The following is a 23,921-nucleotide window of genomic DNA, read 5'->3' as shown; positions in this document are numbered from 1 at the left end:
GCGCCGGATCAAGCTTTCTCGGCCGGCACCCGGATTTCCGGCACCGCCGCGATGACCAGCTCGTGCAAGCCCGCGCCGCCGGCCTCGACATGGTCGAGCAGTTGCGCGCGCATCCGGGGCTCCCAGAAATCGTTGATGTGGGTCGCCACGCCGGTGGCGCCGTCATCGCCCGGCTGGGTGGCGAAGAAGGTGGCGATCTGGTTGGCCATCATGACCATCTTTTCAGGCGACATGGGATGCTCCATCGACGATGCGCTCGGGCGCGGCGTAAAGATCGAAGCCGCCACCACGGGCAAAGGCGGCCAGCGTGAGGTGGGCGTCCTCGGCCATGCTCAGCGCCAGCGCGGTGGGGGCTGAGACGGCGATCAGGATCGGGCAGCGGGCCAGCACGGTCTTCTGCACCATGTCCACCGAGACCCGGCTCGTCAGCACCACCGCGCCCTCAGAGGCGTCCATGTCCTGCCGCGCCAGCGCGCCGATCAGCTTGTCGAGCGCGTTGTGCCGCCCGACATCCTCGCGCGCCATGACGATGCCCTTGCCCGGTAGCAGGAAGCCCGCCGCGTGCACCGCCCGGGTCTGATCGTGCAGCGGCTGGTGGCCGCGCAGCTCGTCGGTGGCGCGCGCCACCTCGGCTCGGGTAAGGCACGGGCCGCCCTCGGGCAGCCGGGGCAGGGGGCGCAGCGCCTGATCGAGGCTGTCGATTCCGCAGAGCCCGCAGCCCGTCGGCCCCATCATGCTGCGCTGACGCTCCCTGAGGTCGCGCCCGGGCGCCTCGTGCAGCCAGAACCGCGCCTCGATGCCGCGCGCGTGGGTCACCGCCTCGAACTCGGCCACCTCGCCGGGGTGGGCGATGATGCCCTCGCTCAGCGCGAAGCCATAGGCGAAATCGGCGATCTCCGCCGGGGTTGCCATCATCACCGCCTGCGTGGTGCCGTCGAACACCATCGCCACCGGCACCTCCTCTGGCAGGGAGCGCACGACCGAGCGCGTCCCCTCGCGATGCACCGCCACGCCGGGCCTGCTGGCGCTCAGCCGGCTCATTCCGCCGCCGGAAGGATGCGCCGCGAGCGCTCGGCCTGCGCGGCGTAATCCTCCTGCCAGTCGGTCGGGCCGTTGCTGGGCGAGACCTGCACCGCGGTCACCTTGTATTCCGGGCAGTTGGTCGCCCAGTCGGAATAGTCGGTGGTGACCACGTTGGCCTGCGTGTCGGGGTGGTGGAAGGTGGTATAGACCACGCCCGGGCTCATCTTATCGGTGACCGACGCCTTCAGCGTCGTCTCGCCCGAGCGGCTGGCGAGCTTGATCCAGTCACCATCCTTGAGACCGCGGTTCTCGGCATCGTGGGGATGGATCTCGAGCAGGTCCTGCTCGTGCCAGACGCTGTTCGAGGTGCGCCGGGTCTGCGCGCCCACGTTGTACTGCGACAGGATCCGTCCGGTGGTGAGCAGCAGCGGAAAGCGCGGGCCCGAGCGCTCGGCGGTGGCCACGTACTCGGTGACGATGAAGCGGCCCTTGCCACGCATGAAGCCATCCACGTGCATCATCGGCGTGCCCTCGGGGTGCTCCTCGTTGCAGGGCCACTGCACCGAGCCCTTCTGCTCGAGCAGGTCGTAGGTCACCCCGGCAAAGCTCGGCGTGGTGGCGGCGATCTCGGCCATGATCTGCTCGGGATGGGTATAGGCCCAGCCCGCGCCCATCGCATTGGCGAGCAGCTGGGTCACCTCCCAGTCCTCGTAGCCGTTCTTGGGCGCCATCACCTTGCGCACGCGGTTGATGCGGCGCTCGGCATTGGTGAAGGTGCCGTTCTTCTCGAGGAAGGACGAGCCCGGCAGGAAGACATGGGCGTAGTTCGCAGTCTCGTTGAGGAAGAGGTCATGCACGATGACACACTCCATCGCCGCGAGCCCGGCCGCCACGTGGCGGGTGTCGGGATCCGATTGCAGGATGTCCTCGCCCTGGCAGTAGAGCCCCTTGAAGGTGCCCTCGACCGCGGCATCGAGCATGTTGGGAATGCGCAGGCCGGGCTCGGGGTCGATCTCCACGCCCCAGGCGTCTTCAAAGACCTTGCGGACCTCAGGCAGTTTGACGTGCCGATAGCCCGGCAGCTCGTGCGGGAAGGAGCCCATGTCGCAGGAGCCCTGCACGTTGTTCTGGCCGCGCAGCGGGTTCACGCCCACGCCCTCGCGGCCGATATTGCCGGTCATCATGGCGAGGTTGGCCAGCGCCATCACGGTGGTCGAGCCCTGGCTGTGCTCGGTCACACCCAGCCCGTAATAGATCGCCCCGTTGCCGCCCTTGGCAAAGAGCCGCGCCGCCGCCCGCAGCTCCTGCGCGTTGACGCCGGTGAGCAGCGCCGTGCTCTCGGGGGCGTGGCGCTTGTCCGAGACGAACTCGGCATAGGCCTGGAACTCGTCCCAGTCGCAGCGCTCGCGGATGAAGGCCTCGTCATAGAGCCCTTCGGTGACGATCACGTGCCCCAGCGCGGTGACCACGGCCACGTTGGTGCCCGGGGTCAGCGGCAGGTGATGCGCGGCTTCAATGTGGGCCGACTTCACCATGTCGATGCGGCGCGGATCGATGACGATGAGCTTGGCGCCCTCGCGCAGCCGCTTCTTCAGTCGCGAGGCAAAGACCGGGTGGCCGTCGGTCGGGTTGGCGCCGATGACAAGCGCCACGTCCACCTTCTCGACGCTGTCGAAATCCTGCGTGCCGGCAGAGGTGCCGAAGGTCTGGCCCAGCCCGTAGCCGGTGGGCGAATGGCAGACCCGCGCGCAGGTGTCGGTGTTGTTGTTGAGGAACACCGCCCGCGTGAGCTTCTGCACGAGGTAGGTCTCCTCGTTGGTGCAGCGGCTTGAGGTGATGACGCCGAGGCTGCGACGGCCGTATTTTTCACGGATCCCGTTCATGCGCTGGGCGGCAAAGGCAAGCGCCTCTGGCCAGCTCACCTCGCGCCACGGCTCGTCGATGCTGTCGCGGATCATCGGGTTCAGGATGCGGTCGGGGTGCTCGGCATAGCCGTAGGCAAAGCGGCCCTTGACGCAGGAATGCCCGCGATTGGCCTTGCCGTGTTTCCACGGCGTCATGCGCACCAGCTGGTCGCCGTTGAGCTCGGCCTTGAACGAACAGCCGACGCCGCAATAGGCGCAGGTGGTGACGACCTCGCGGTCGGGCGTGCCAAGCTCGGCGACGCTCTTCTCCTGCAGCGTGGCGGTGGGGCAGGCCTGCACGCAGGCGCCGCAGCTGACGCAATCGGAGCTCAGGAAATCGTCCCCCGAGGCCCCGGCCGAGACCCGGCTCTCGAAGCCGCGCCCTTCAATGGTCAGCGCGAAGGTGCCCTGCACTTCTTCGCAGGCCCGCACGCAGCGCGAGCAGACGATGCACTTGGAGGGATCGTAGGTGAAGTACGGGTTGCTCTCGTCCTTCGGCAGGTAGCGCGGGTTGGCCTCGCCCTCGGGCATGCGCAGCCGCGCCTCGGCCTGGCTGCGGGCGCCGGTGCCGGAGGGATCGTAATGGTTCTCGCCGGGCGTGTAGCGCATGTCGCGCAGACCGACCATGCCGGCCATGTCCTGCAACTCGCAATCGCCGTTGGCGGCGCAGGTCAGGCAGTCGAGCGGGTGATCCGAGACATAGAGCTCCATCACCCCCTTGCGGATCTTCTTCACCTTGGAGGACTGGGTGTGCACCTTCATCCCGGCATGCACCGGCGTGGTGCAGGAGGCCGGCGTGCCGCGCCGCCCCTCGATCTCCACCACGCAGAGCCGGCATGAGCCGAAGGCCTCCACGGAGTCGGTCGCGCAGAGCTTCGGAACCTTGATCCCGGCCTCCATGGCGGCGCGCATCACCGAGGTCCCCGCGGGGACGGTGACGTCGATTCCGTCGATGGTCAGATGCACCGGCTTGCCCGCCTTGGCGGGCGTGCCCATGTCCCGGTCGTCCCAGGGAATGATGAAGTCCTTCATCTCAACGCCTCCCGCATCTTCTTTGGTTCATAAATACCTCGGGGGGTTCGGGGGGGGCTGGCCCCCCGACCGGTCGTCTCGCCGAAGGCGAGGCGAAACCGCTCATTCCGCCGCTTCCCGCACCGCCCCGAATTCCTCGGGGAACAGGCGCAGCGCCGACATCACGGGGTAGGGCGTGAAGCCCCCCAGCGCACAGAGCGAGCCGTCCTGCATGGTCTCGCAGAGATCGATCAGCAGCGGGATCGCCTCGGCATCGCCGGCGGCGATGCGGTCGAGCGTCTCGACACCGCGCACCGCGCCGATGCGGCAGGGCGTGCACTTGCCGCAGCTCTCCACGGCGCAGAACTCCATGGCGAAGCGCGCCATGCCCAGCATGTCGGCGCTGTCGTCAAACACCACGAGGCCCGCATGGCCGATCAGCGCGCCCTGTCCGTCGAACTCCTCGTAGCCGAAGGGCGTGTCGAACTGGTCCGGGCTCAGGTAGGCGCCCAGAGGCCCGCCGACCTGCACCGCCTTGACCGCGCGGCCCGAGGCGGTGCCGCCGCCCAGATCCTCGACGATCTGGCCGAGGCTCATGCCGAAGGCGGTCTCGAACAGCCCGCCGTGGCGCACGTTGCCGGCGATCTGCAGCGGGATCGTGCCCTTCGAGCGCCCGAGCCCGAAATTGGCGTAATGCTCGGCGCCCTTCTCGAAGATCACCGGCACGGTGGCGAGCGAGATGACGTTGTTGACCACGGTGGGCTTGCCGAAGGCGCCCTCGAGCGCCGGCAGCGGCGGTTTGGCGCGGACCACGCCGCGCTTGCCCTCGAGCGAGTTCAGCAGCGAGGTCTCCTCGCCGCAGACATAAGCCCCGGCGCCGACGCGCACCTCCATGTCGAAGGCATGCCCCGAGCCCAGCACATCCGCGCCCAGCACACCGGCGGCGCGGGCGATCTCGATGGCGCGGCTCAGTACCGCGATGGCGTCGGGATATTCCGAGCGCAGGTAGACGAAGCCCTTCTCGGCGTGGCAGCCGAGGCCGGCGATGGCCATGCCCTCGATCAGGCAGAACGGGTCGCCCTCCATGATCATGCGGTCGGCGAAGGTGCCGCTGTCGCCTTCGTCGGCGTTGCAGACGATGTACTTGCGGTCCGCATGGGCCATGCGCACCGTGTCCCACTTGATGCCGGTCGGGAAGCCCGCGCCCCCGCGGCCTCGCAGGCCCGAGAGCTTGACCTCGTCGATGATCGCCTCGGCCGTCATGCCGATGGCGCGACGCAGGCCCGCAAGGCCGCCATGCGCCTCGTACTGTTCCAGCGACAGCGGATCGGTGAGACCGCAGCGGGCAAAGGTCAGGCGCGTCTGGCGCTTCATCCAGTCGAGCTCATCGGTCAGGCCGAGCGCTTTCTCGTGACCGTCCTCGAACAGTGCCGAGACATCCGCCGGGGTCATCGGGCCAAAGGCCATGCGGCCCTCCGGCGTCTCGACCTCGACCAGCGGCTCGAGCCAGATCATCCCGCGCGAGCCGTTGCGCGCGATCTCGACCTCGATGCCGCGCTTGTCGGCCTCGGCGCGGATCGCCGCGACCACGGCTTCGGCGCCAAGCGCCTTGGCGGCGCTGTCCATGGGAACCCAGATCTTCATGCGGCGCCCTCCAGCTCGGCGTCGATGCGGGCGGCGTCGGCGCGCCCGATGAGCCGGTCTCCGATCATCGCCGCCGGTGCGCAGGCACAGAGCCCAAGGCAATAGACCGCCTCGACGGTCACCCGCCCGTCTGCCGTGGTGCCGCCCCAGCCGATGCCGAGCTTCTCGAGAACCGCATCGGAAAGCGCGCCCGCGCCCATCGATTGGCAGGCCTCGGCGCGGCAGATCTTGACCACGTGACGCCCGGCGGGAGCCTTGCGGAAATCGTGGTAGAACGACATCACGCCATGCACCTCGGCCTGCGTCAGGTTCAGCGTCTCGGCGATCAGCGGCAGTGCCGCCTCGGGCACATGGCCATAGGCCTCCTGAATGGCGTGCAGGATCGGCAGCAGAGGCCCTTCGAGCGGCATCTGCGCGTCGATCAGGGCCTGCAAATCTTCCGATGTCGGGTGCGAGTGGCGCATTCGGGCTTCTCCTCCCTTGGATTTCTCCGGTTTTGCCAGATGCACGATTGGTGAATCAATATCGCTGTTCCGTCGAATGATAGGCCATGGCTATCAAGCCGAGGGCCGTGTCAGGCCCTCGGCCTCGTCGAGAAGCGCTTGCAGGACGGGGGTATAGGGCTCCTGGTGCGGCGCGATGAGGCCAACGGCGGGCGCCGCGCCCTCGCTCTTGAGCGGCACCACCGCCAGCGGCTTGCCCTCGCAGAGAAACCGGGCGAGGTCATCGGGCAGGATCGTGACCCAGTCGCCGTGCAGCACGTTGGCCACCAGCACCACCGTCGAGTTCGATTCGATCAGCGCCGCCGGGCCGATGCCGGCTTCCATGAAATGGCGGTTGATGATGCGGCGGTTCTGCATGTCGGGCGTCAGCAGGCAGAGCCGCGCCGCGCCAAGCGCGTCCCAGCCGATCGGGCCGCCCTGCGCGAAGGGATGATCGGGGCGACAGATCAGAGTGTAGCTCTCGGCATAGAGCGGGCGGCTGGTGACCCGTCCCAGCGGCTCGTTGTCGAGATAGGTGATGCCGACGTCGATCTCGAGATCATCAAGCAACGACAGGATCTCGGCCGAAGCGCGCGACAGCACGGTGAAGCTCACGTTCGGATGGCGCGCGGTAAAGCCGGTAACGAGCCTCGAGGCCCATGTCAGCGCGGTGGGGATCACCGCCAGCCGCAGGTGACCGGCCAGCCCCTCGCGAGAGGCGCGCATCTCGTCGCGCAGCCGCCGCGTGTCGCCGACGATCTGCCGGGCGCGGATCAATGCGCGCTGACCCTCGGGCGTCAGCCCGCCGAAGCGCGAGCCGCGGCTGACGAGCTTGACGCCGAGCTGCTCCTCAAGCTGGCGGATGCCGGTGGAGAGCGACGGCTGGGTGATGCCCAGGCTTTCGGCGGCGCGGCCAAAGTGCTGCTCGCGGGCAAGGGCGATGAGCATCTCGAGCTTGGCGATCATGTTTTTCTATCGAAAAGGCGCATGACGATACCCTGCAGCAAATGGACGAGGCGGGCAATCACGGAGGGGTGTGGTTCGTCAAGCGAAACAATCGCCAAAACTGGCCCCTGCAAGGGGCGATTTTTGTGCGCAAATATTGAATAGTGGGAAAGAATACCTACTAAAAGTACGACAATAAACGCGAACGCAAACCGTCATCGGCCCGCAGAGGCCCCGGCGGAGAAGACGAAGGAACAGGGATGGTTTCAGGCAGCGGACTTTTGGCCGTGATGGTGATATTGCCCTTTATCGGTGCCTTGGTGCCGGGGCTTATGATCCGTGCGGGGCGCGATGCATGCGCCATGTTCACCGCGGTTCCGACCATTCTGGCGCTGGTCTTCCTTGGCGTTCTTGCGCCCGAGGTCATGGCGGGCGGCACCGTCAGCGCCAAGATCGAGTGGCTGCCGGCGCTCGGCCTGAACGCCAATTTCTTCCTCGACGGGCTGGGGCTGCTGTTTGCCGGGATGATCCTCGGCATGGGACTGCTGATCACGCTCTACGCCCGGTTCTACCTGTCGGGCGACGACCCGATGGGGCAGTTCTACACTTATCTGCTGCTGTTTCAGGGCGCGATGCTCGGCATCTCGGTGTCGGACAACATCCTGCTGCTGCTGGTGTTCTGGGAGCTGACCTCGCTGTCGTCCTTCCTGCTGATCGGCTACTGGAAGCACCTGCCCGAGGGGCGTCAAGGTGCCCGCATGGCGCTCACCGTGACCGGGGCAGGGGGGCTTGCGATGATCGCGGGGATGCTGATCCTCGGCAATATCGTCGGCAGCTATGATCTTTCGGTGATCCTGCAGCACGGGGACGAGATTCGTGCCTCGGAATACTACCTTCCGGCGCTGATCCTGATCCTGCTCGGCGCGTTCACCAAGTCGGCGCAGTTCCCGTTCCATTTCTGGCTGCCGCACGCGATGGCGGCGCCGACTCCGGTGTCGGCCTACCTGCACTCGGCCACGATGGTGAAGGCCGGCGTGTTCCTGATGGCGCGCATGTGGCCGGTGCTCGCCGGTACGGACGAGTGGTTCTACATTGTCTCGACCGTGGGCCTGATCACCATGGTGATCGGCGCGCTGATCGCTCTTTTCAAGGATGATCTCAAGGCGCTGCTGGCGTTCTCGACGGTCAGCCATCTCGGCCTGCTGACCATGCTGCTGGGACTTGGCACCAAGCTTGCGGCGGTGGTGGCGGTGTTCCACATCATCAACCACCTGACCTTCAAGGCGGCGCTGTTCATGAGCGCGGGCATCGTCGATCACGAGACCCACACCCGCGACATCAAGCGCCTTGGCGGGCTCGCCAGCCTGATGCCGGCCACGGCGCTGATCGCCGTTGTGGCGGCGCTGTCGATGGCGGGCATCCCGCCGCTCAACGGCTTCATGTCGAAGGAGATGATGCTCGAGGAAGTGGCGCATACCGACTGGTGGGGCGGCAAATGGCCGATCATCATCCTCGCCACAACCGGCGCGCTGTTCTCGGTGGCCTATTCCTTCCGCTTCATCGGCCACACCTTCTTTGGGCCGGTGCGCGACGACTACCCGCATCACCCGCATGATCCGCCCACCGGGATGCTGCTGGCGCCGGGCTTCCTCGCGGTGCTGGTGGTGGCCATCGGTCTCGCGCCGTCGCTGATCGCCGGCCCCATCGTGGCGGCGGCGAGCACGGCGGTGATCGGCGGCGGAGAACTGCCGTACTATTCGCTCAAGCTCTGGCACGGAGTGAACCCGGCGCTGTTCATGTCGATCGTCGCGGTGATCGGCGGCGCCTTCCTGCTCTGGCTGCATCGCCCGCTCGACAAGGCCTGGATCCGCGCGCCGCGCCCCGAGGCCAAGGCGATGTTCGACCGGGTCGTGGCACGCACCGTTCTGGGCGCGCGCTGGCTGGTGGAAAGCACCCATAACGGTGCCATCTCGCGCTATCTCGCGATCTTCGTGGTGGCGACGGTGCTGCTGGGCTTCGCGGCCTTCCAGGGCGGCGGGCTGCCGGCGCAGACCCGCGAGATGCTCCCCGTCCCGCCGTTGGTCGGCGTGGGGTTCGTGCTGACCATGCTGGCAACGCTGGCCACGGTCTTTGCCCATCGCAACCGTTTCCGCACCCTGATCCTTGTGAGCGTGGTCGGGCTCATGGTCTCTGCGGGCTTCGTCTATCTCTCGGCGCCGGATCTCGCGCTGACGCAGATCTCGGTCGACACCGTGACGGTGATGCTGATGCTCCTGGCGCTGCACTTCCTGCCCAAGTACACGCCGCTCGAGAGCCCGCTTTCGATGCGCATCCGCGACGGCGTCATCGCGGTGATCGCGGGGGCGGCGGTCGCGGCGCTGGCCTACAGCTTCCTGCTGACCGACGTGAGCTCGATCTCGGACTACCACCTCGCCAATTCCTACAAGGGCGGCGGCGGCACCAACGTGGTGAACGTGATCCTCGTCGACTTCCGGGGCTACGACACCTATGGCGAGATCGTGGTGCTCGGCATCGCGGGCCTGACGCTCTACGCGCTGATGGAGGCGCTGCTCAACGGGCCGGCTTCGCGCCGACTGCGCAACTGGACCTTCCCGCCAGACCGTTCGCGCGACCGGCACCCGCTGATGATGGTGGTGGCGACAAGGGTGATGATGCCGATCGCGGCGCTGGTCGGGGTCTACATCTTCCTGCGCGGCCACAACATGCCCGGCGGCGGCTTCGTCTCGGGGCTGGTGATTTCGATCGCGCTTCTGATGCAGTACATGGCCTCGGGCTTCGCCTGGACGCAGGAGCGCAAGCGTTTCGAGTATCACGCGATGATCGGCTGGGGCGTGATTATCGCCGGGCTGACCGGTGCGGGGGCCTGGCTTGCCGGGGCGCCGTTCCTGACCAGTGCCTTCGGCTATTTCACCATCCCGCCCTTCGAGGAGTTCGAGCTGGCCACTGCCATGCTGTTCGATCTCGGCGTATTCCTGACCGTGCTCGGGGCGGTGATGCTGATGCTCTACAGCCTGTCGCGGATGGCGCGCTATGCCGGCGAGACGGTGAACCTCGAGCCGATGGACTACGACCCGTCGCGGCGCGTCGATGCCGCGATCGAGGCCGACAAGAAGGACGACGCATAACATGGAACTTGTCGTGGCAACCACGATTGGCGGCCTGACCGCCGCAGGGGTCTACCTGATCCTGCGGCTGCGGGCCTTCCCCGTCATCCTCGGACTGACGCTGCTGACCTATGCGGTCAACGTCTTCGTCTTCGCCACCGGTCGTCTGGCCGTGGGCGTGCCGCCGGTCCTCAACGACGCCGCCTCGGCCTATACCGATCCGCTGCCGCAGGCGCTGGTGCTGACGGCGATCGTGATCTCCTTCGGCATGACCGCGGTGCTGGTGCTGATCGCGCTGGGCGCGGCGCTGGAATCCGGCGATGACCGGGTCGACCTCTCCGAGGACGCGAACGGGGAGGGTGACACGTGAATCACTGGATCATCGCCCCCGTGGTGCTGCCGGCGCTTCTCGCGCCGATCATCGCCTTCGTCATGCGGCACGACATCACCCTGCAGCGCGCGGCCTCGCTGGCCGGGGCGGTGATGCTGACCGCCATCGCCGCGGGGCTGTTCATGCTTTCGGCCGATGGCAGCGTGCATGTCTACCGCCTCGGCGCGTGGCCCGCGCCCTTTGGCATCGTGCTGGTGCTCGACCGGCTGTCGGCGCTGCTGATCCTGCTAACCTCTGTGCTGGGGCTGATCGTGCTGATGCACTCCGCCGCCAGCGGCTGGGACACGCGGGGCCGCCATTTCCACGCCCTGATGCAGTTCCAGCTGATGGGCATCTGTGGTGCTTTCCTGACCGGCGACGCCTTCAACCTCTTCGTGCTGTTCGAGATCCTGCTCATCGCCTCCTACGGGCTGGCGATCCACAGCGGCGGCAAGGCGCGGCTGAAATCCGGCCTGCAATACGTCATCATGAACCTCGCCGGCTCGAGCCTGTTTTTGATCGCGCTCGGCACGCTTTACGCCACCACCGGCACGCTCAACATCGCCGACCTGTCGGTGAAGGTGCGCGAGATCCCGGTCGAGGAGGCGGCGCTGGTGCGGGTGGCGGCGATGCTGCTGATGATCGTCTTCGCGGTGAAGGCGGCGATGTTCCCGGTGCAGTTCTGGCTGCCGGGCACCTATGCCAATGCTCCTGCTCCGGTGGCGGCGCTGTTCGCGATCATGACCAAGGTCGGCGCCTATGCCATCCTGCGCATGCACACCGTGGTCTTCGGACCCGATGCCGACGCCATCGGCAGCCTGTCGCAGGACTGGCTGCTGCCGGCGGCGCTGATCACCGTGGCCATCGGTGGCTTCGGCGTGCTGGGGTCGCGGCGGCTGATGCCGCTCATCGCCTTCGCGGTGCTGGGCTCGACCGGCACGCTGATGCTGGCGGTCTCGGCCTTCACGCCCTATGCCGCCACTGCGGCGCTTTATTACCTGCTGCACTCGACCATGGCGACCGCGGCGCTGTTCCTCGTGGCCGATCTGCTGCTGGCGCGGCGCGAGAGCGGCGACCTGCTCAAAGCGGCGCCCGCAACGGTTCAGAACGGCTTCCTTGCGGCGCTGTTCTTTGCCGCCGCCATCGGCATCGCCGGCATGCCGCCGCTGAGCGGCTTCCTCGGCAAGCTGCTGGTGCTCGATGCGCTCCGGGTGTCGGACTACACTTGGCTGGTCTGGGCCGTGGTGCTGGTGGGCTCGCTGCTGACCATCGTGGGCTTCGCCCGCGCCGGCAGCCTGCTGTTTTGGAAATCGACCTCGGCGGAATTCGCCGCGCCGGAGCCCGAGCCGGAGGAAGAGCGCCCGCCCGCCAACACCATCGGACCGATGCTGGCCGCGCCGAGCATCCTTGCGCTGGCTTCGCTGGCGGCGCTGACGATCTTTGCGGGACCGGTCTCGCGCCACATGGAGGCCACCGCCGAGCAGCTCTTCGATCCCAGCGCCTATGTGACCGCGGTGCTGGTCGACCAGGAGGGCACCAAGGACCCGTCGTCCAAGTCATCCTATGACGATGAGACTGAAGCGGGGGCCTATGACGAGGATGGCGCCGAGACCGGCGCAGCGTCTGAGGAGGGCTACTGACCATGTTGCGACGCGTCTTTCCGCACCCGATTCTGTCGCTGACGCTGGTGATCGTCTGGCTCATGCTGGTCAACAAGGTCACGCCGGGCAACCTGTTCCTCGGCGTGGTGTTCGGCATCGTCATCCCGGTGATGACCGCGCCCTACTGGCCCAATCGCCCGGCCTTGCGCGCACCGCTGATGGCCGCCGAATATGCGCTCGTGGTGCTCTGGGACATCATCGTGGCCAATTTCGAGGTTGCTGCGATCGTGCTCTTCAAGCGCCACGACAAGATCCGCTCGCAATGGGTCGTCGTGCCGCTCGAGCTGCGTTCGCCCGAGGCGATCACCGTTCTCGCGGGCACCATCACAATGACGCCGGGCACCGTCTCGGCGACACTGGCCGCCGACGGCGGCAGCCTGCTGGTGCACGCGCTCGACACCGATGACCCGGACGCGGTCCGGGATGAGATCAAGACCCGCTACGAGCGCCGCCTGATGGAGATCTTCCGATGATCGTCACCTACGCCCTAATCTTCGCCTTCGCCTGTTTCGGCTTCGGCCTGCTCTCGACCATGTGGCGCATGCTGGTGGGGCCGACCCAGGCCGACCGCATCCTTGCCCTCGACACCATGGTGATCAACTTCATCGCGCTGATCGTGCTCTACGGCATCTGGCAGGGCACCGCGCTCTACTTCGAGGCTTCGATGCTGATCGCCATGGTCGGCTTCGTCTCAACCGTCGCCTTGTGCCGCTTCGTGCTGCGCGGCGACATCATCGAGTGAGGAGGATCCGATGGATCAAGACCTGTCCCTGCTGGCCGAGCTTCTGGTGGCCTTCTTTCTCGTTGTCGGCGGCTTCTTCGCTCTGGTGGGCTCGATTGGCCTGATCCGGCTGAAGGACACCATGCAGCGCCTGCACGCGCCGACCAAGGCGACCACCGTGGGAGTCGGCGGTGCGTTGATCAGCTCGATGCTCTATTTCCTGCTGATCGAGAACCAGCTGTCGTTCCACGAACTGCTGATCACGCTGTTCCTGTTCCTGACCGCGCCGATCACCGCGAATTTCATCGCCAAGACCTACATGCAGGACAAGATCCGCCGCAAGGACCTGCCGGAGTCGGGCCGCGAGTACGGCTGGGCGCTTTACGATCACCCGCCCGAGATGACCGACGAGAGCAAGTGAGGCCGTTTCGGCCCCGCTTGTTCAGGCCTCGCTTTCTTCGAGCAGTTCGCGCGGGATGACAAAGCCCGTCGCGGTGCCGGTGCCGGGTTCGAGCGCTGACCAGTCGTCGATCTCGAAATCGGCCACCAGTGTTGCGCCGGTCGGGTAGTCGGCAAAGCGGGGGTGGCGCGGCGGAGTGGCCATCAGCTCGTCGGCGAACTCGGCGATGCCGGGGTTGTGGCCGACCATGATCACCGTGTCGCCTTCGGCCTCGGAAAGGCATTTGAGCATTGCCACCGGGCCGGCGTGATAGAGCCGGTCCTCGTAGCGCGTCCCGACCTCCAGGTCGAGCAGGGCGAGGGTTTCGCGGGTGCGCGTGGCGCTCGAACAGAGCGCCTGATCCGGGGCCAGTCCCTGCGCGCGCAGCCAGTCCCCGAGCGCCTTGGCGCTGTTGCGGCCGCGCTTGTTGAGCGGACGCTGATGATCGGCGCCGCCGGTCGACCAGTCCGACTTTGCATGTCGCATGAGGATCAGTCGTTTCATGCGCTCTCTCCCTTGTTGTCGTCCCAGTTTCCCATGAAGGCGGCCATGTGAAAAGCCGCCTGTTGGTTCTGCCTTTGAAGGTTTTGCGACAGCGGGCAGGCGCAGCGGGCGCGGCAGCCTCGCGTCCGGCAGCTCTGACCCTCCGCGCTATGCAGAAAGCGCTGGCAGGCGGGCACGTCGTAGGGTGCGCCGGTGCCGAGCGCACCGATCGGGCAGGCGGTGGTGCAGGGACGGGTGGCGCAGGTCTCACACGGGGAGGGGCTGGCGGCCGGGAGGGGCAGACGCTCGGGCAGGGCGATGGCGCCGCGATAGCTGATCATCAGCCCGACCTCCGCGTGCGCAGAGAGCCCGATGGGCGAGGGGAAGGCTTGTCCGCTGCGCTCGGCCCAACGCAGGAAGGGCGGCCAAGGCGGCCCGTCCGATGGCAGCACCGCTGTGCCGCCGAAGCGCTGCGCCAGCCCGCCCAGAACCCGTGCCGACCATCGGTCAAGCGGGTCTGGCCGACCGTCCTCGTACTCGGGCGAGGCCTCGAACAGAGTCCAGAGGCCCGGCTCGTCGGGCCCAAGCAGCACCAGCGTGCCAGTGCCCTCGGGGGCGTGATCGTCGGGCAGGGGGTGAAACGCCCCGCGCATGGCGAGGCCGCAGGCGCGGGCGGCGCCGGACAGCGCCGCGAGGCTCACTCGCGCTCGCGCACCGGTGGCAGGTCGGCCGAGCGGATCAGCGAGCCGGCACCGTGCTCGGTGAAAAGCTCCAGCAGGCAGGCATTGGGCACCCGACCATCGAGGATCACCACCGCGCGCACGCCTTCCTCGATCGCCTTCAGCGCGGTCTCGGTCTTGGGGATCATGCCGCCGGCGATGGTGCCATCGGCGGTCATCGCGCGCACGTCCTCGGGGGTCATGGCGGTGACGACCTCGCCGCTGGCGTTCTTGACGCCCGAGACGTCGGTGAGCAGCAGCAGCCGGTCGGCCTTGAGAGCGCCGGCAATGGCGCCGGCGGCGGTGTCGCCGTTGACGTTGTAGGTCTCGGTGACCTCGGTGCCGGTGGCCACCGGAGCGACAACCGGGATGATCCCGGCGTCGAAGAGGTCGCGCAACACCTGCACGTTCATCTCGATCGGGCGACCGACAAAGCCCAGTTCGGGATCGTCGGGTTCGCAGACGATGAGATCGTCATCCTTGCCCGAAAGGCCCACCGCGCGGCCGCCCTCGTCCATGATGGCCTGCACGATGCGCTTGTTGACGAGCCCGGTGAGCACCATCTCGACCACCTCGACGGTGGCCTTGTCGGTGACCCGCTTTCCGCGCACGAAGCGGCTCTCGATGTTGAGCCGCTTGAGCATGTCGTTGATCATCGGACCGCCGCCATGCACGACCACCGGGTTCACGCCGACCTGCCGCATCAGCACGATGTCCCGGGCGAACTCGGCCATGGCCTCGTCGTCGCCCATGGCGTTTCCGCCGAATTTCACCACCACCACGGCACCGGTATAGCGCTGCATGTAGGGGAGGGCTTCGTTGAGCGTGCGGGCTGTGGCGATCCAGTCTCGGTTCATCTTTTGCTGCTTCATGTCTAGAAGGCATCCTTCCGATGCGGTCGATTTGCCTTCCTGTGTCCGGGATGACCGCGCAGGACGCAAGATTTTTCGTACGAAAAATCTCTGGGCGCGGCGGGCGGGCAAAAACTCTTCTGCGAAGAGTTTTCTCAGTCGAGCCCTGCGATGATGGCGCGCAGAAGGGCGATGCCGTCGCCTTTCTCGGAACTTGTCAGGACCAGCTCGGGAAACGCTGCCGGATGCTTGGCGAGCTTCTCGCGCACCTGGGCCAGAACCTTTTCGCGGCCCTTTTCCTTGACCTTGTCGGCCTTGGTCAGCACCGCCTGGAAGGTCACCGCCGAGCGATCAAGCAGGGTCATGATCTCCTCGTCGACCGGTTTGACGCCGTGGCGCGCGTCGATCAGCACGAAGGCCCGTCGCAGCGAGACCCTCCCCGAGAGATACTGCTTGAGCAACCGCTGCCACTTCTCGACCACCGCCACCGGCGCGTTGGCAAAGCCGTAACCCGGCAGGTCGACGAGGTAACGCTCCTCGCCGAGTGTGAAGAAGTTGATCTCCTGGGTGCGGCCCGGCGTGTTCGACGCCCGGGCAATCCCCTTCCGGCCGGTCAGGGCGTTGATCAGGCTCGACTTGCCGACATTGGAACGGCCGGCGAAGCAGACCTCGACCCGGTCGTCCGGGGGCAGGCCGTCCATGCCGACCACGCCCTTGAGGAAATCGACCTCGCCGGCAAACAGCTTGCGCGCGGCCTCGCGGGCGTCGTCCTCGGGCTCTTCGGCGAGCGGGAAGGGGAGCGATGTCATATCGGGGTAACCTCGTTGCCTGTGGCGATCATGCCGCCCTTCGTGACCCGCGCATAGACCCCGAAATCGCGATGCCCCCAGCCGGTGTGCAGCGCGCGCACCGGCTCGGCATCGCGCTGGCCGGTCTCGGGACTGGCCTCGGTGGCGCGGCAGCGGGTGATGCGCTCGGTGATCTCAAGCTCGACATCGCCGATGCGCAGGCGCTGGCCGATCCAGTCGAACTCGGCCCATGGCGCGAGCCCGTCGAGGATCAGGTTGCCGCGGAAACGCGCGATCTGCAGTGGCTGGCCGATGCGCTCCTCGAGCGCGCGCAGGCTGGCAAGGCTGAGGATCGACAGCTCGGCGCGGCCATTGTCCCCCATCCCTTGCGGGGGGGCGGGGACCAGCAGGCGCGGCGCCGGCGCGGTGTCCGGCCAGAGAGGGCGCACCCAGTCGATCAGCGCCGGGCCGTCGCTGCTCGGCGCGATGGCGATGTCCGGCCGGTCGGGGTGGGAGAGCGCGATGCGGCCGTCGGTCTCGGTGCGGGCCCGGACCGGGGCGAGTGCCGGGCCGCTTGCGACCACCAGGAAGTTCTTGCGCGGCAGCCAGCCGAGCTCTTCGGGGGCGGTCTCGTGGCGAAGCGCCCATGCCCGGTCTCCGGGCATGGGCGCATCCTGGTCCAGGATCACCGTCTCAAGGGGTTCGGTTCCGATCCCCTTGATAGGGTAGCGCGCGATCTGGGCGAGCCTTGCGGTCATTTGCCCTTGGCGTCGCCGTCGGCCTTGGGCTTGCGCTTGAAGCCCGAGACGATGTTGCCGAACACGTCGGGCTTGTAGCCCTGGCTACGCATGATCAGGTACTGCTGGGTGAAGGTGATCGTGTTGTTGGTGATCCAGTAGACCACGAGCCCGCTGGCGAAGCCGCCGAGCATGAACATGAAGACCCACGGCATCCAGGCAAAGATCATCTTCTGCGTCGGGTCGGCGGGCGCCGGGTTCAGCTTCTGCTGCAGCCACATCGAGATGCCGAGCAGCAGCGGCAGGATGCCGATGAACACCAGCGCCAGCGTGGTGCCCGGGGCCGGGGCCGCCCAGGGCAGCAGGCCGAAGAGGTTGAACAGCGAGGTCGGATCCGGCGTGGAGAGATCCTGGAACGGGCCGAACCAGGGCGCATGGCGCAGCTCGAACGCCACGAAGATCACCTTGTAGAGCGAGAAGAAGATCGGGATCTGCAGCAGGATCGGCAGGCAGCCCGAGGCCGGGTTGACCTTTTCCTTCTTGTAGAGCGCCATCATCTCCTGCTGGAGCTTCTGGCGGTCGTCGCCGGCCTTCTCCTTGAGCTTCTCCATCTCCGGCTGAAGCTCTTTCATCTTCGCCATCGAGACGTAGGACTTGTAGGCCAGCGGGAACAGGATCGCCTTGATGATCAGCGTCAGGCCGATGATCGACCAACCCATGTTGCCGATCAGCAGGTGGATCTGGTGCAGCATCCAGAAGATCGGCTTGGTGAGGAAGAAGAACCAGCCCCAGTCGATCGAGTCAATGAAGCGCACGACGCCGGCATCCTCGTAGTCGCGGATGGTCTCGTATTCCTTGGCGCCGGCGAAGAGCTGGGTGGTGACCTCCTGGGTCTCGCCGGGGGCGAGGGTCATGGTCGGCAGCACCGCCTCGGTCTGGTAGATGTCGCGGCGCTCGTCATACTTGGCGGCCTGCTTGAACGGCGCGCCCTGCTGGGGGATCAGCGTGGTCATCCAGTAGTGGTCGGTGAAGCCGATCCAGCCGTTCTCGGTCACTTGCGTGACCTCGGCGCGGGCGCCTTCGCTCTGGTTCACGTCCATGTCGGGCATGTCGGAATAGCCGATCTCGGACAGCTTGCCGTCGGCAATCGCCACCACGCCCTCGTGCAGGACGAAGAAGTTCTTCAGGTCCGCGGGCTCCCCATGGCGGGCGATGATGCCGTAGGGCGCGGCCGAGACGGTGCCCTCGCCGGCATTCTCGACAGACTGGGTGACCGAGAACATGAAGTCCTCGTCGATCGAGATGGTGCGGCGGAACACGAGGCCGGCGGGGCTGTCCCAGCGCAGGGTCACGGGGCTGTCGACGCTCAGGCTGTCGCCGCTCTCGAGCTCCCACGCGGTGTTGGCGCCGGGCACGTCGTCGAGCCCGAGGCCCGAGCCCGGGGCCCAGCCGTAAAGTGCGTAATAGGGGTTGCCGCCGCCCACCGGCTCGAGGATCTGCACGTTGGGCGAGTCCTCGTCGAGGGTGACGGTGTAGTCCTTCAGGATCAGCTCGTCGATGCGACCGCCGGTGAGCGAGATCGAGCCGCCGAGGCGGTCGGTGTCGATCGCGACGCGCGGCGCGTCGACGGTTTCGGCCTGCGCGGGTGCCGCAGCGGTGTCGCCGCCGCCGGTGGTCGCGGACGGCGCGGCGGACGGCGTCGTGGCGGTGTCGCCTTCGACGGTTTCGACGGCGTTGGGGCCGGCCTGGTCCTGCAGCTGCTCTTCCGGGGGTGGGAAGAGCAGGAACCAGACGAGGATCACCACGAAGCTCAGACCGGTTGCGATGAGCAGGTTCTTGTTCTGATCGTCCATGCGAAGGCGCCGCCCTGTCCTTGGAAAAGTCACGCCGGGTTCAACAGGCAGGACCCCCAAAGGTCAAGCCGATTCCGGGTGTGGGGCGGGTTTTGTGACCAGATACGCGACGGTGGGCAGGGCTAGGCGGTGCCGGTGCTGCGCCCGATGTTCTGCGCCGCCGCGACCCGCTCGGCATAGCCGCGGGCCCAGTCGGCGAGCTGGTCGGCGGGCATCGGGCGGGCGATGCCGAAGCCCTGCACGTGGTCGCAGCCGAGCTGCGCCAGCAGCGCGTGCTCGGCCACGCTCTCGACCCCTTCGGCCACGGTCTCGAGGCCGAGCCGGTCTGCGAGGCCGAGCACGGCGGCCAGCATCCGGCGCTGTTCCTCGTCGCGGTCGACCCGGGTGACGAAGCTGCGGTCGATCTTGAGCCGGTGCACGGCAAAGCGGCGCAGCGCGGTGATCGAGGCGTGGCCGGTGCCGAAATCGTCGAGGTCGATCTGGCAGCCAAGCTGCGACAGCGCGGTGATGTTGCGGGCGACCACGCCTTCGGGCGCGTCGGCGATCACCGTTTCCAGCACCTCGACCCCGAGCCGCGAGGCGGGCAGGCCGAAGCGGTCGAGCTCCCATTTCAGGCGGGTGACCAGCCGGGGGTTGCGCAGCTCGACATCGGAAAAGTTCACGCTGACCCGGGGGATGGCGAGCCCGGTCTCGTCCCAGCGGCGCAGCGCCGAGAGGCTGTGGTCGAGCATCACCTCGCTCAGCCGGTCGAGCTGGCCGGCCTCTTCGAGCGCAGTGAGAAATTCGACCGGCGGTACGATGCCGCGTTCCGGGTGCAGCCAGCGCGCCAGCGCCTCGACGCCGCTGATCGCGCCGGTGGAGGTGCAGAGCTGGGGCTGGAACCATGGCCGGATCTGGCCCTTGGCCAGCGCGCGCTCGACCTCTTCGAGCAGCGTCTTGCGGGCGCGGCGCTGGACCCGCATGCTCTCGGACCAGGCACGCACCGCGGAGGGGCCGTTGGCCAGCGCCTCGGTCAGGGCGGTGGCTGCGGCATCAATCAGCTGGGCGCCGCCGGCATGGTCGCGCAGGCGCGACGAGGCGCAGAAGCCGACGGCGACCGAAAGGAAATGCGTTCCGCCTTCGGTTTCGGCAGGTTCCTCGAGCGCGCGCTGCATGCGATTGGCCATCAGGAGCAGCGCTTCGAGGTCGAGCCGCAGCGAGGGCGAGAGCAGCACCAGGAAGCGTGAGTCGCCGATCCGCGCCACCCTGTCACCGCGGCGCAGCTGGCCGCGCAGCCGCTGCAGCAGGGTTTCCTGCAGGTCCTGCGCGACCATGTCACCGGCACGGCGGCGGATGACGTCGAGCCCCTCGGCCTCGACCAGGAAGCAGGCGGTGCCGAGCTTTGCCCCGGTGGCGCGAGCGATCATGTGATCGGCCAGCGCGGTGGCCGTGGCCAGATCAACGAGATCGGGCAGGGGCCGGTCTGGGTCGAGCGTGCCGGGGGCATCCTGCCCGGTCAGCGCGTAGGTCAAAGGCACCCCGATGGCGATGAAGATCAGCAGGACCTCGCCCCCGATCCAGAAGCCGGCCAGTGCCAGCGCCGGCAGGAAGGCCAGCATGTGGCTGCCATGAAGCCAGCGCGCGATCCGCGCGTGGTGCCGCATCAGTGCGACCCGGAGCATCGGTCTCATGGCCAGCCTCCCTCTTGCCGTGGACGGCGGGGGCAGGACTAGCGCACGGAAGTAACTCCGGACTCAACGCAAATCGGGAATATCGGGATCGTCGCCGCTCGGCTCGGCCGCATCGCGCATCAGCCCGGCGAAATCGAAGAGCTTGGGGTCGAGCATGTGCGAGGGCCGGATGTTCATCAGCGAGCGGAACATCACCTGCCGGCGGCCGGGGCTGTTCTTTTCCCACTGGTCGAGGATCTGCTTCACCTGCTGGCGCTGCAGCCCGTCCTGGCTGCCGCAGAGATCGCAGGGGATGATCGGGTAATTCATCGCGCGGGCGAACTTTTCGCAATCGACCTCGGCCACATGCGCCAGCGGGCGATAGACGAAGAGGTCGCCCTCTTCGTTGACCAGCTTCGGCGGCATGGTGGCCAGCCGCCCGCCGTGGAACAGGTTCATGAAGAAGGTCTCGAGGATGTCATCGCGGTGGTGGCCCAGCACCACCGCCGAGCAACCCTCTTCGCGGGCGATTCGGTAGAGGTTGCCGCGGCGCAGGCGTGAGCACAGCGCGCAGAAGGTGCGGCCCTGCGGCACCTTGTCGACGACGATCGAGTAGGTGTCCTGGTACTCGATACGGTGCGGCACCTGCATGTCTTCGAGGAACTTCGGCAGCACTGTCGCGGGAAAGCCCGGCTGGCCCTGGTCGAGGTTGCAGGCCAGAAGCTCGACCGGCAGCAGGCCGCGCCATTTCAGCTCGTGCAGCACCGCGAGCAGGGTGTAGCTGTCCTTGCCGCCGGACAGGCAGACCAGCCACTTCGGCATGCCGCCATCCTCGCGGCGTTCGACCATGCCATACTGCTCCACCGCCTCGCGCGCGTTCTGCACGATGCGCTTGCGCAGCTTCTTGAACTCGGTGCTCTTGGGAGCGCCGTAGAACAGCGGGTGAATATCGTCGGCTTCATCGAACATGCGCTGGCAGATACGCGGGGAATGCGCGTCAGGCAAGAGCTCTGCGGGAACGCCGCGGGCGCGGCGGGCGTTGTGCACGAGATCAGCCAAGGAGGATCCCATGAAAACCGCATCCCTGCTTCTCGCAGCGGTCACCGCCACCGGCCTCGCCGCGGGCGCCCACGCCCAGGACGCCATGGGCGGCCAGTCGCCCGCCGCGATGGCCATGCTCAAGGACGCCGAAGGCGCCACCGTCGGCATGGCCGAAATCTACGAGACCGCCGAGGGCGTTCTGATCCATGTCGAGGCCGACGGGATCCCAGAAGGCTGGCACGGCTTCCACTTGCACGAGACCGGCGACTGTTCGGCCTCGGATTTCACCTCGGCCGGCGGCCACTATGCGCCGGACGGCAAGGCGCATGGCATGCTTTCGGGCAATGAGCCGCATCCGGGCGACCTGCCGAACGTCTACGCGACGGCAGATGGCGACGTCGCGGCAGAGGTCACGAGCACCGCGCTGACGCTCGACGGCGACAGCGCTCCGATCCTCGACGACGATGGCTCGGCCTTCATCATCCATGAAGGGCCCGACAGCTACGGAGAAGAAGCTGGTGCCGGATCGCGCATCGCCTGCGGCGTGGTTGAGGCCGCATCCTGAGGCGCTAGTCGCGCTTTCGCGGTTCGGGGACATTGTCGATCCCCGAGCCGCCCCACGGGTGGCATCGCAGGATGCGACAGGCGGCGAGCCAGCTGCCCTTGAACGCGCCGTGCTTTTCCAGCGCCTCCATCGCATAGGCCGAGCAGGTCGGCTGGAATCGGCAGCCATGACCGACCCAAGGCGAGAACACGAGGCGGTAGAATCGCACCGGCAAGGCCACGATATGGGCCAGTGGACTCACTTCGACGGGCCGTGGATCTTGCGCAGGGCGTATTCCAGATCCTTGATCAGCAGCTCGAAGGGCCGCTCGGCGGTGGCATCGCGGCGGCCGATCAGCACGTAGTCCCAACCCGGAACGCCCTTCGTGGGCAGGGTGAGCCGCGCCACCTCGCGCATCCGGCGCTTGGCACGGTTGCGGGCCACGGCGTTGCCGACCTTCTTGGAACAGGTGAAGCCCACGCGCACCGTGTCGGAGCCGTCATCGCGCTCGCGCGCCTGTACCAGCATCGCGTTGGCCGGCTGACGCCGGGCGCGGGCGGCCGCGAGGAATTCGGGCCGCTTGCGCAGGGTTTCGATCCTGACCTTGATGTCTTCGCTCATTCCAGCGCCCTCAGATCACGACGAAAAGCCGCTTCGGACGTATCCAAAGCGGCTTTTCTGTCGATCCATGCGTCCCGCTTCGTCAAGGCGAAGCGTGCGACTCAGGCGCTCAGCTTCTTGCGGCCGCGGGCACGGCGCGCGTTCAGAATCTGACGGCCGGCCTTGGTCGCCATGCGGGCGCGGAAGCCGTGACGGCGCTTGCGAACCAGGTTCGACGGCTGAAAGGTGCGTTTCATCGCGCTCTACTCCGTTTCTCGGGCAGCCCAGGACGGATTCGCCGGGCCATGTCATTCGAAGCCCGTCCTATAGGGAGGTGAGGGGCGCGTGTCAAACCTCTATCTCGCAGGATTGCAACATTCCGGCGCGGGGCAGGGCGGGGACCTCACCGTATGTTACAGTTTGGGCAGGGGGAGGTCAAAACCCCGGGTTTCCCGTCACCGCCGATCAAGGCGACGTGAGAGGGCTGTTGCGATGCGAACGCCTGACGCATCTTGGATGGCATGACCGACACGCACCAGACCCGAGAGGCTGACATGGCCGAGACGCCGAAGCGCAGCCTGACCCGTCACCTGCCGCTGGCGATCATCCTGATCGTCGCCGTCACCGGCTTCTTCACGCTGCGGGATTACCTCAGCTTTGACACGCTGAGCGACAATCGCGAGGCGCTGCTGGCCTTGCGAGACCAGCATTACCTGCTGATCGCCGGGGGATTCGTGCTGGCCTATGTCGCCATCGTCGCCTTCTCTCTGCCCGGCGCCGCGGTGGCCTCGGTCACCGGCGGCTTCCTCTTCGGGCTTGCCGCCGGCACCGTGTTCAACGTGCTGGCCGCCACCGTGGGCGCGGTGCTGATCTTCCTCGCCGCCCGGGCCGGGCTTGGCGCCACGCTCTCGGAGAAGATGGACGCCTCGGAGGGCAAGCTTTCGAAACTGCGGGAACGGCTGCGCGAGAACGAGATCAGCGTGATGTTCCTGCTGCGGCTGGTGCCGGTGGTGCCGTTCTTCGTGGCCAACCTTCTGCCGGCGCTGGTCGGCGTACAGTTCCGCAACTTCGTGCTGACCACGGCGCTGGGAATCATCCCCGGCGCACTGGTCTTTACCTCGATCGGGGTCGGCGTGGGCGAGGTCTTCGACCGCGGCGAAGCGCCGGACCTGAGCCTGCTCTGGGCGCCGCATATCATCCTGCCGCTGTTGGGCCTCGCGGCTCTGGCCGCGCTGCCGATGGTGATCAAGGCGGTGCGCGGCAAGACCGAGATTTGAAGGGGAAATAGTGATGAAGACGGATCTTCTGGTGATCGGCGCGGGCTCCGGCGG

At 67.2% G+C, this 23,921-nt stretch carries 25 protein-coding genes; 8 read left to right on the top strand and 17 right to left on the bottom strand.

The window, feature by feature from the left end; translation table 11 throughout:
- Window positions 1-8: 8 nt before the first annotated feature.
- From R2601_RS09195 to R2601_RS09170, 6 genes are all read right to left on the bottom strand, one after another.
- A complete protein-coding gene (locus tag R2601_RS09195) occupies window positions 9-233 on the bottom strand; it encodes a formate dehydrogenase subunit delta (protein WP_007796975.1) in 225 nt (74 codons plus the stop codon).
- Window positions 223-1,041 (bottom strand): formate dehydrogenase accessory sulfurtransferase FdhD, encoded by an 819-nt coding sequence (fdhD, locus tag R2601_RS09190; protein ID WP_007796973.1) that lies wholly within the window; start codon window positions 1,039-1,041, stop codon window positions 223-225. The genes R2601_RS09195 and fdhD overlap by 11 nt, the downstream gene beginning before the upstream one ends.
- Window positions 1,038-3,959, bottom strand: coding sequence for a formate dehydrogenase subunit alpha (fdhF, locus tag R2601_RS09185; protein ID WP_007796970.1), 2,922 nt, complete (start codon window positions 3,957-3,959; stop codon window positions 1,038-1,040). Before fdhF ends, fdhD begins: the two co-directional genes overlap by 4 nt.
- Window positions 3,960-4,061: 102 nt before the next feature.
- A complete protein-coding gene (locus tag R2601_RS09180; protein WP_007796968.1) occupies window positions 4,062-5,582 on the bottom strand; it encodes a formate dehydrogenase beta subunit in 1,521 nt (506 codons plus the stop codon).
- A complete protein-coding gene (locus R2601_RS09175) occupies window positions 5,579-6,046 on the bottom strand; it encodes a formate dehydrogenase subunit gamma (protein ID WP_007796966.1) in 468 nt (155 codons plus the stop codon). Before R2601_RS09175 ends, R2601_RS09180 begins: the two co-directional genes overlap by 4 nt.
- Before the next feature lie 93 nt (window positions 6,047-6,139).
- Complete coding sequence (locus tag R2601_RS09170; RefSeq protein ID WP_007796963.1) at window positions 6,140-7,030, bottom strand: LysR family transcriptional regulator; 891 nt, start codon at window positions 7,028-7,030, stop codon at window positions 6,140-6,142.
- Window positions 7,031-7,269: 239 nt separating this feature from the next.
- Here R2601_RS09170 and R2601_RS09165 point away from each other — a divergent pair, with 239 nt between their 5' ends.
- Genes R2601_RS09165 through R2601_RS09140 form a run of 6 tightly spaced genes read left to right on the top strand, consistent with a single transcriptional unit; the run spans window position 7,270 to window position 13,307 of the window.
- Window positions 7,270-10,155, top strand: a complete 2,886-nt coding sequence (locus R2601_RS09165; protein WP_040544543.1) for a monovalent cation/H+ antiporter subunit A — start codon at window positions 7,270-7,272, stop codon at window positions 10,153-10,155.
- A 1-nt stretch (window position 10,156) separates the two neighbouring features.
- Window positions 10,157-10,504 (top strand): Na+/H+ antiporter subunit C, encoded by a 348-nt coding sequence (locus tag R2601_RS09160; RefSeq protein ID WP_007796956.1) that lies wholly within the window; start codon window positions 10,157-10,159, stop codon window positions 10,502-10,504.
- Window positions 10,501-12,144, top strand: coding sequence for a monovalent cation/H+ antiporter subunit D (locus tag R2601_RS09155; protein ID WP_007796953.1), 1,644 nt, complete (start codon window positions 10,501-10,503; stop codon window positions 12,142-12,144). Before R2601_RS09160 ends, R2601_RS09155 begins: the two co-directional genes overlap by 4 nt.
- 2 nt (window positions 12,145-12,146) lie before the next feature.
- On the top strand, window positions 12,147-12,638 hold the full coding sequence (locus R2601_RS09150; RefSeq protein WP_007796950.1) for a Na+/H+ antiporter subunit E: 492 nt from the start codon (window positions 12,147-12,149) through the stop codon (window positions 12,636-12,638).
- Window positions 12,638-12,907: a K+/H+ antiporter subunit F gene (locus tag R2601_RS09145; protein WP_040545258.1), complete on the top strand. Its 270-nt coding sequence runs from the start codon at window positions 12,638-12,640 to the stop codon at window positions 12,905-12,907. The genes R2601_RS09150 and R2601_RS09145 overlap by 1 nt, the downstream gene beginning before the upstream one ends.
- Window positions 12,908-12,917: 10 nt before the next feature.
- Window positions 12,918-13,307, top strand: coding sequence for a Na+/H+ antiporter subunit G (locus R2601_RS09140; protein ID WP_007796946.1), 390 nt, complete (start codon window positions 12,918-12,920; stop codon window positions 13,305-13,307).
- A 21-nt stretch (window positions 13,308-13,328) separates the two neighbouring features.
- Here R2601_RS09140 and R2601_RS09135 read toward each other — a convergent pair whose 3' ends face one another.
- The 8 genes from R2601_RS09135 to ttcA form a co-directional block, all read right to left on the bottom strand.
- Complete coding sequence (locus R2601_RS09135; protein WP_007796944.1) at window positions 13,329-13,829, bottom strand: SixA phosphatase family protein; 501 nt, start codon at window positions 13,827-13,829, stop codon at window positions 13,329-13,331.
- Window positions 13,826-14,509, bottom strand: a complete 684-nt coding sequence (locus R2601_RS09130) for a hypothetical protein (protein ID WP_007796942.1) — start codon at window positions 14,507-14,509, stop codon at window positions 13,826-13,828. The genes R2601_RS09135 and R2601_RS09130 overlap by 4 nt, the downstream gene beginning before the upstream one ends.
- Complete coding sequence (gene argB / locus R2601_RS09125) at window positions 14,506-15,399, bottom strand: acetylglutamate kinase (protein ID WP_007796939.1); 894 nt, start codon at window positions 15,397-15,399, stop codon at window positions 14,506-14,508. The genes R2601_RS09130 and argB overlap by 4 nt, the downstream gene beginning before the upstream one ends.
- Window positions 15,400-15,533: 134 nt before the next feature.
- A complete protein-coding gene (gene yihA / locus R2601_RS09120) occupies window positions 15,534-16,187 on the bottom strand; it encodes a ribosome biogenesis GTP-binding protein YihA/YsxC (RefSeq protein WP_007796935.1) in 654 nt (217 codons plus the stop codon).
- Entirely contained in the window at window positions 16,184-16,924 is a 741-nt protein-coding gene (locus R2601_RS09115) for an MOSC domain-containing protein (protein WP_007796933.1), read from the bottom strand. The genes yihA and R2601_RS09115 overlap by 4 nt, the downstream gene beginning before the upstream one ends.
- Window positions 16,921-18,756, bottom strand: a complete 1,836-nt coding sequence (gene yidC, locus R2601_RS09110) for a membrane protein insertase YidC (RefSeq protein WP_007796931.1) — start codon at window positions 18,754-18,756, stop codon at window positions 16,921-16,923. Before yidC ends, R2601_RS09115 begins: the two co-directional genes overlap by 4 nt.
- Before the next feature lie 122 nt (window positions 18,757-18,878).
- Complete coding sequence (locus tag R2601_RS09105) at window positions 18,879-20,426, bottom strand: GGDEF domain-containing phosphodiesterase (RefSeq protein WP_007796928.1); 1,548 nt, start codon at window positions 20,424-20,426, stop codon at window positions 18,879-18,881.
- 63 nt (window positions 20,427-20,489) lie between these two features.
- A complete protein-coding gene (ttcA, locus tag R2601_RS09100) occupies window positions 20,490-21,374 on the bottom strand; it encodes a tRNA 2-thiocytidine(32) synthetase TtcA (RefSeq protein ID WP_040545256.1) in 885 nt (294 codons plus the stop codon).
- Between the two features lie 100 nt (window positions 21,375-21,474).
- Here ttcA and R2601_RS09095 point away from each other — a divergent pair, with 100 nt between their 5' ends.
- Entirely contained in the window at window positions 21,475-22,011 is a 537-nt protein-coding gene (locus R2601_RS09095) for a superoxide dismutase family protein (protein ID WP_007796923.1), read from the top strand.
- A gap of 4 nt (window positions 22,012-22,015) precedes the next feature.
- Here R2601_RS09095 and yidD read toward each other — a convergent pair whose 3' ends face one another.
- The 3 genes from yidD to rpmH all read right to left on the bottom strand — a co-directional run bounded on the left by yidD (window position 22,016) and on the right by rpmH (window position 22,847).
- Window positions 22,016-22,252 (bottom strand): membrane protein insertion efficiency factor YidD, encoded by a 237-nt coding sequence (gene yidD / locus R2601_RS09090; RefSeq protein WP_040544540.1) that lies wholly within the window; start codon window positions 22,250-22,252, stop codon window positions 22,016-22,018.
- Window positions 22,249-22,611: a ribonuclease P protein component gene (gene rnpA / locus R2601_RS09085; protein ID WP_007796917.1), complete on the bottom strand. Its 363-nt coding sequence runs from the start codon at window positions 22,609-22,611 to the stop codon at window positions 22,249-22,251. The genes yidD and rnpA overlap by 4 nt, the downstream gene beginning before the upstream one ends.
- Before the next feature lie 101 nt (window positions 22,612-22,712).
- Complete coding sequence (gene rpmH / locus R2601_RS09080; protein WP_007796915.1) at window positions 22,713-22,847, bottom strand: 50S ribosomal protein L34; 135 nt, start codon at window positions 22,845-22,847, stop codon at window positions 22,713-22,715.
- A gap of 264 nt (window positions 22,848-23,111) precedes the next feature.
- Here rpmH and R2601_RS09075 point away from each other — a divergent pair, with 264 nt between their 5' ends.
- Window positions 23,112-23,867, top strand: a complete 756-nt coding sequence (locus R2601_RS09075) for a TVP38/TMEM64 family protein (RefSeq protein WP_007796913.1) — start codon at window positions 23,112-23,114, stop codon at window positions 23,865-23,867.
- The last annotated feature ends 54 nt before the right edge of the window (window positions 23,868-23,921 follow it).

Source organism: Salipiger bermudensis HTCC2601 (assembly GCF_000153725.1).
Taxonomy (GTDB): Bacteria; Pseudomonadota; Alphaproteobacteria; order Rhodobacterales; family Rhodobacteraceae; genus Salipiger; species Salipiger bermudensis.
The sequence above is the reverse complement of the archived record's forward strand: the minus strand, read 5'-3'. Positions and strand labels throughout refer to the sequence as shown.

What these genes read in the sequence shown, in the direction of transcription:
- R2601_RS09195 (WP_007796975.1), bottom strand. Translation starts at nt 233, where the DNA reads ATGTCGCCTGAAAAGATGGTCATGATGGCCAACCAGATCGCCACCTTC.
- fdhD (WP_007796973.1), bottom strand. Translation starts at nt 1,041, where the DNA reads ATGAGCCGGCTGAGCGCCAGCAGGCCCGGCGTGGCGGTGCATCGCGAG.
- fdhF (WP_007796970.1), bottom strand. Translation starts at nt 3,959, where the DNA reads ATGAAGGACTTCATCATTCCCTGGGACGACCGGGACATGGGCACGCCC.
- R2601_RS09180 (WP_007796968.1), bottom strand. Translation starts at nt 5,582, where the DNA reads ATGAAGATCTGGGTTCCCATGGACAGCGCCGCCAAGGCGCTTGGCGCC.
- R2601_RS09175 (WP_007796966.1), bottom strand. Translation starts at nt 6,046, where the DNA reads ATGCGCCACTCGCACCCGACATCGGAAGATTTGCAGGCCCTGATCGAC.
- R2601_RS09170 (WP_007796963.1), bottom strand. Translation starts at nt 7,030, where the DNA reads ATGATCGCCAAGCTCGAGATGCTCATCGCCCTTGCCCGCGAGCAGCAC.
- R2601_RS09165 (WP_040544543.1), top strand. Translation starts at nt 7,270, where the DNA reads ATGGTTTCAGGCAGCGGACTTTTGGCCGTGATGGTGATATTGCCCTTT.
- R2601_RS09160 (WP_007796956.1), top strand. Translation starts at nt 10,157, where the DNA reads ATGGAACTTGTCGTGGCAACCACGATTGGCGGCCTGACCGCCGCAGGG.
- R2601_RS09150 (WP_007796950.1), top strand. Translation starts at nt 12,147, where the DNA reads ATGTTGCGACGCGTCTTTCCGCACCCGATTCTGTCGCTGACGCTGGTG.
- R2601_RS09140 (WP_007796946.1), top strand. Translation starts at nt 12,918, where the DNA reads ATGGATCAAGACCTGTCCCTGCTGGCCGAGCTTCTGGTGGCCTTCTTT.
- R2601_RS09135 (WP_007796944.1), bottom strand. Translation starts at nt 13,829, where the DNA reads ATGAAACGACTGATCCTCATGCGACATGCAAAGTCGGACTGGTCGACC.
- argB (WP_007796939.1), bottom strand. Translation starts at nt 15,399, where the DNA reads ATGAAGCAGCAAAAGATGAACCGAGACTGGATCGCCACAGCCCGCACG.
- yihA (WP_007796935.1), bottom strand. Translation starts at nt 16,187, where the DNA reads ATGACATCGCTCCCCTTCCCGCTCGCCGAAGAGCCCGAGGACGACGCC.
- R2601_RS09115 (WP_007796933.1), bottom strand. Translation starts at nt 16,924, where the DNA reads ATGACCGCAAGGCTCGCCCAGATCGCGCGCTACCCTATCAAGGGGATC.
- yidC (WP_007796931.1), bottom strand. Translation starts at nt 18,756, where the DNA reads ATGGACGATCAGAACAAGAACCTGCTCATCGCAACCGGTCTGAGCTTC.
- R2601_RS09105 (WP_007796928.1), bottom strand. Translation starts at nt 20,426, where the DNA reads ATGAGACCGATGCTCCGGGTCGCACTGATGCGGCACCACGCGCGGATC.
- ttcA (WP_040545256.1), bottom strand. Translation starts at nt 21,374, where the DNA reads ATGTTCGATGAAGCCGACGATATTCACCCGCTGTTCTACGGCGCTCCC.
- R2601_RS09095 (WP_007796923.1), top strand. Translation starts at nt 21,475, where the DNA reads ATGAAAACCGCATCCCTGCTTCTCGCAGCGGTCACCGCCACCGGCCTC.
- rnpA (WP_007796917.1), bottom strand. Translation starts at nt 22,611, where the DNA reads ATGAGCGAAGACATCAAGGTCAGGATCGAAACCCTGCGCAAGCGGCCC.
- rpmH (WP_007796915.1), bottom strand. Translation starts at nt 22,847, where the DNA reads ATGAAACGCACCTTTCAGCCGTCGAACCTGGTTCGCAAGCGCCGTCAC.
- R2601_RS09075 (WP_007796913.1), top strand. Translation starts at nt 23,112, where the DNA reads ATGACCGACACGCACCAGACCCGAGAGGCTGACATGGCCGAGACGCCG.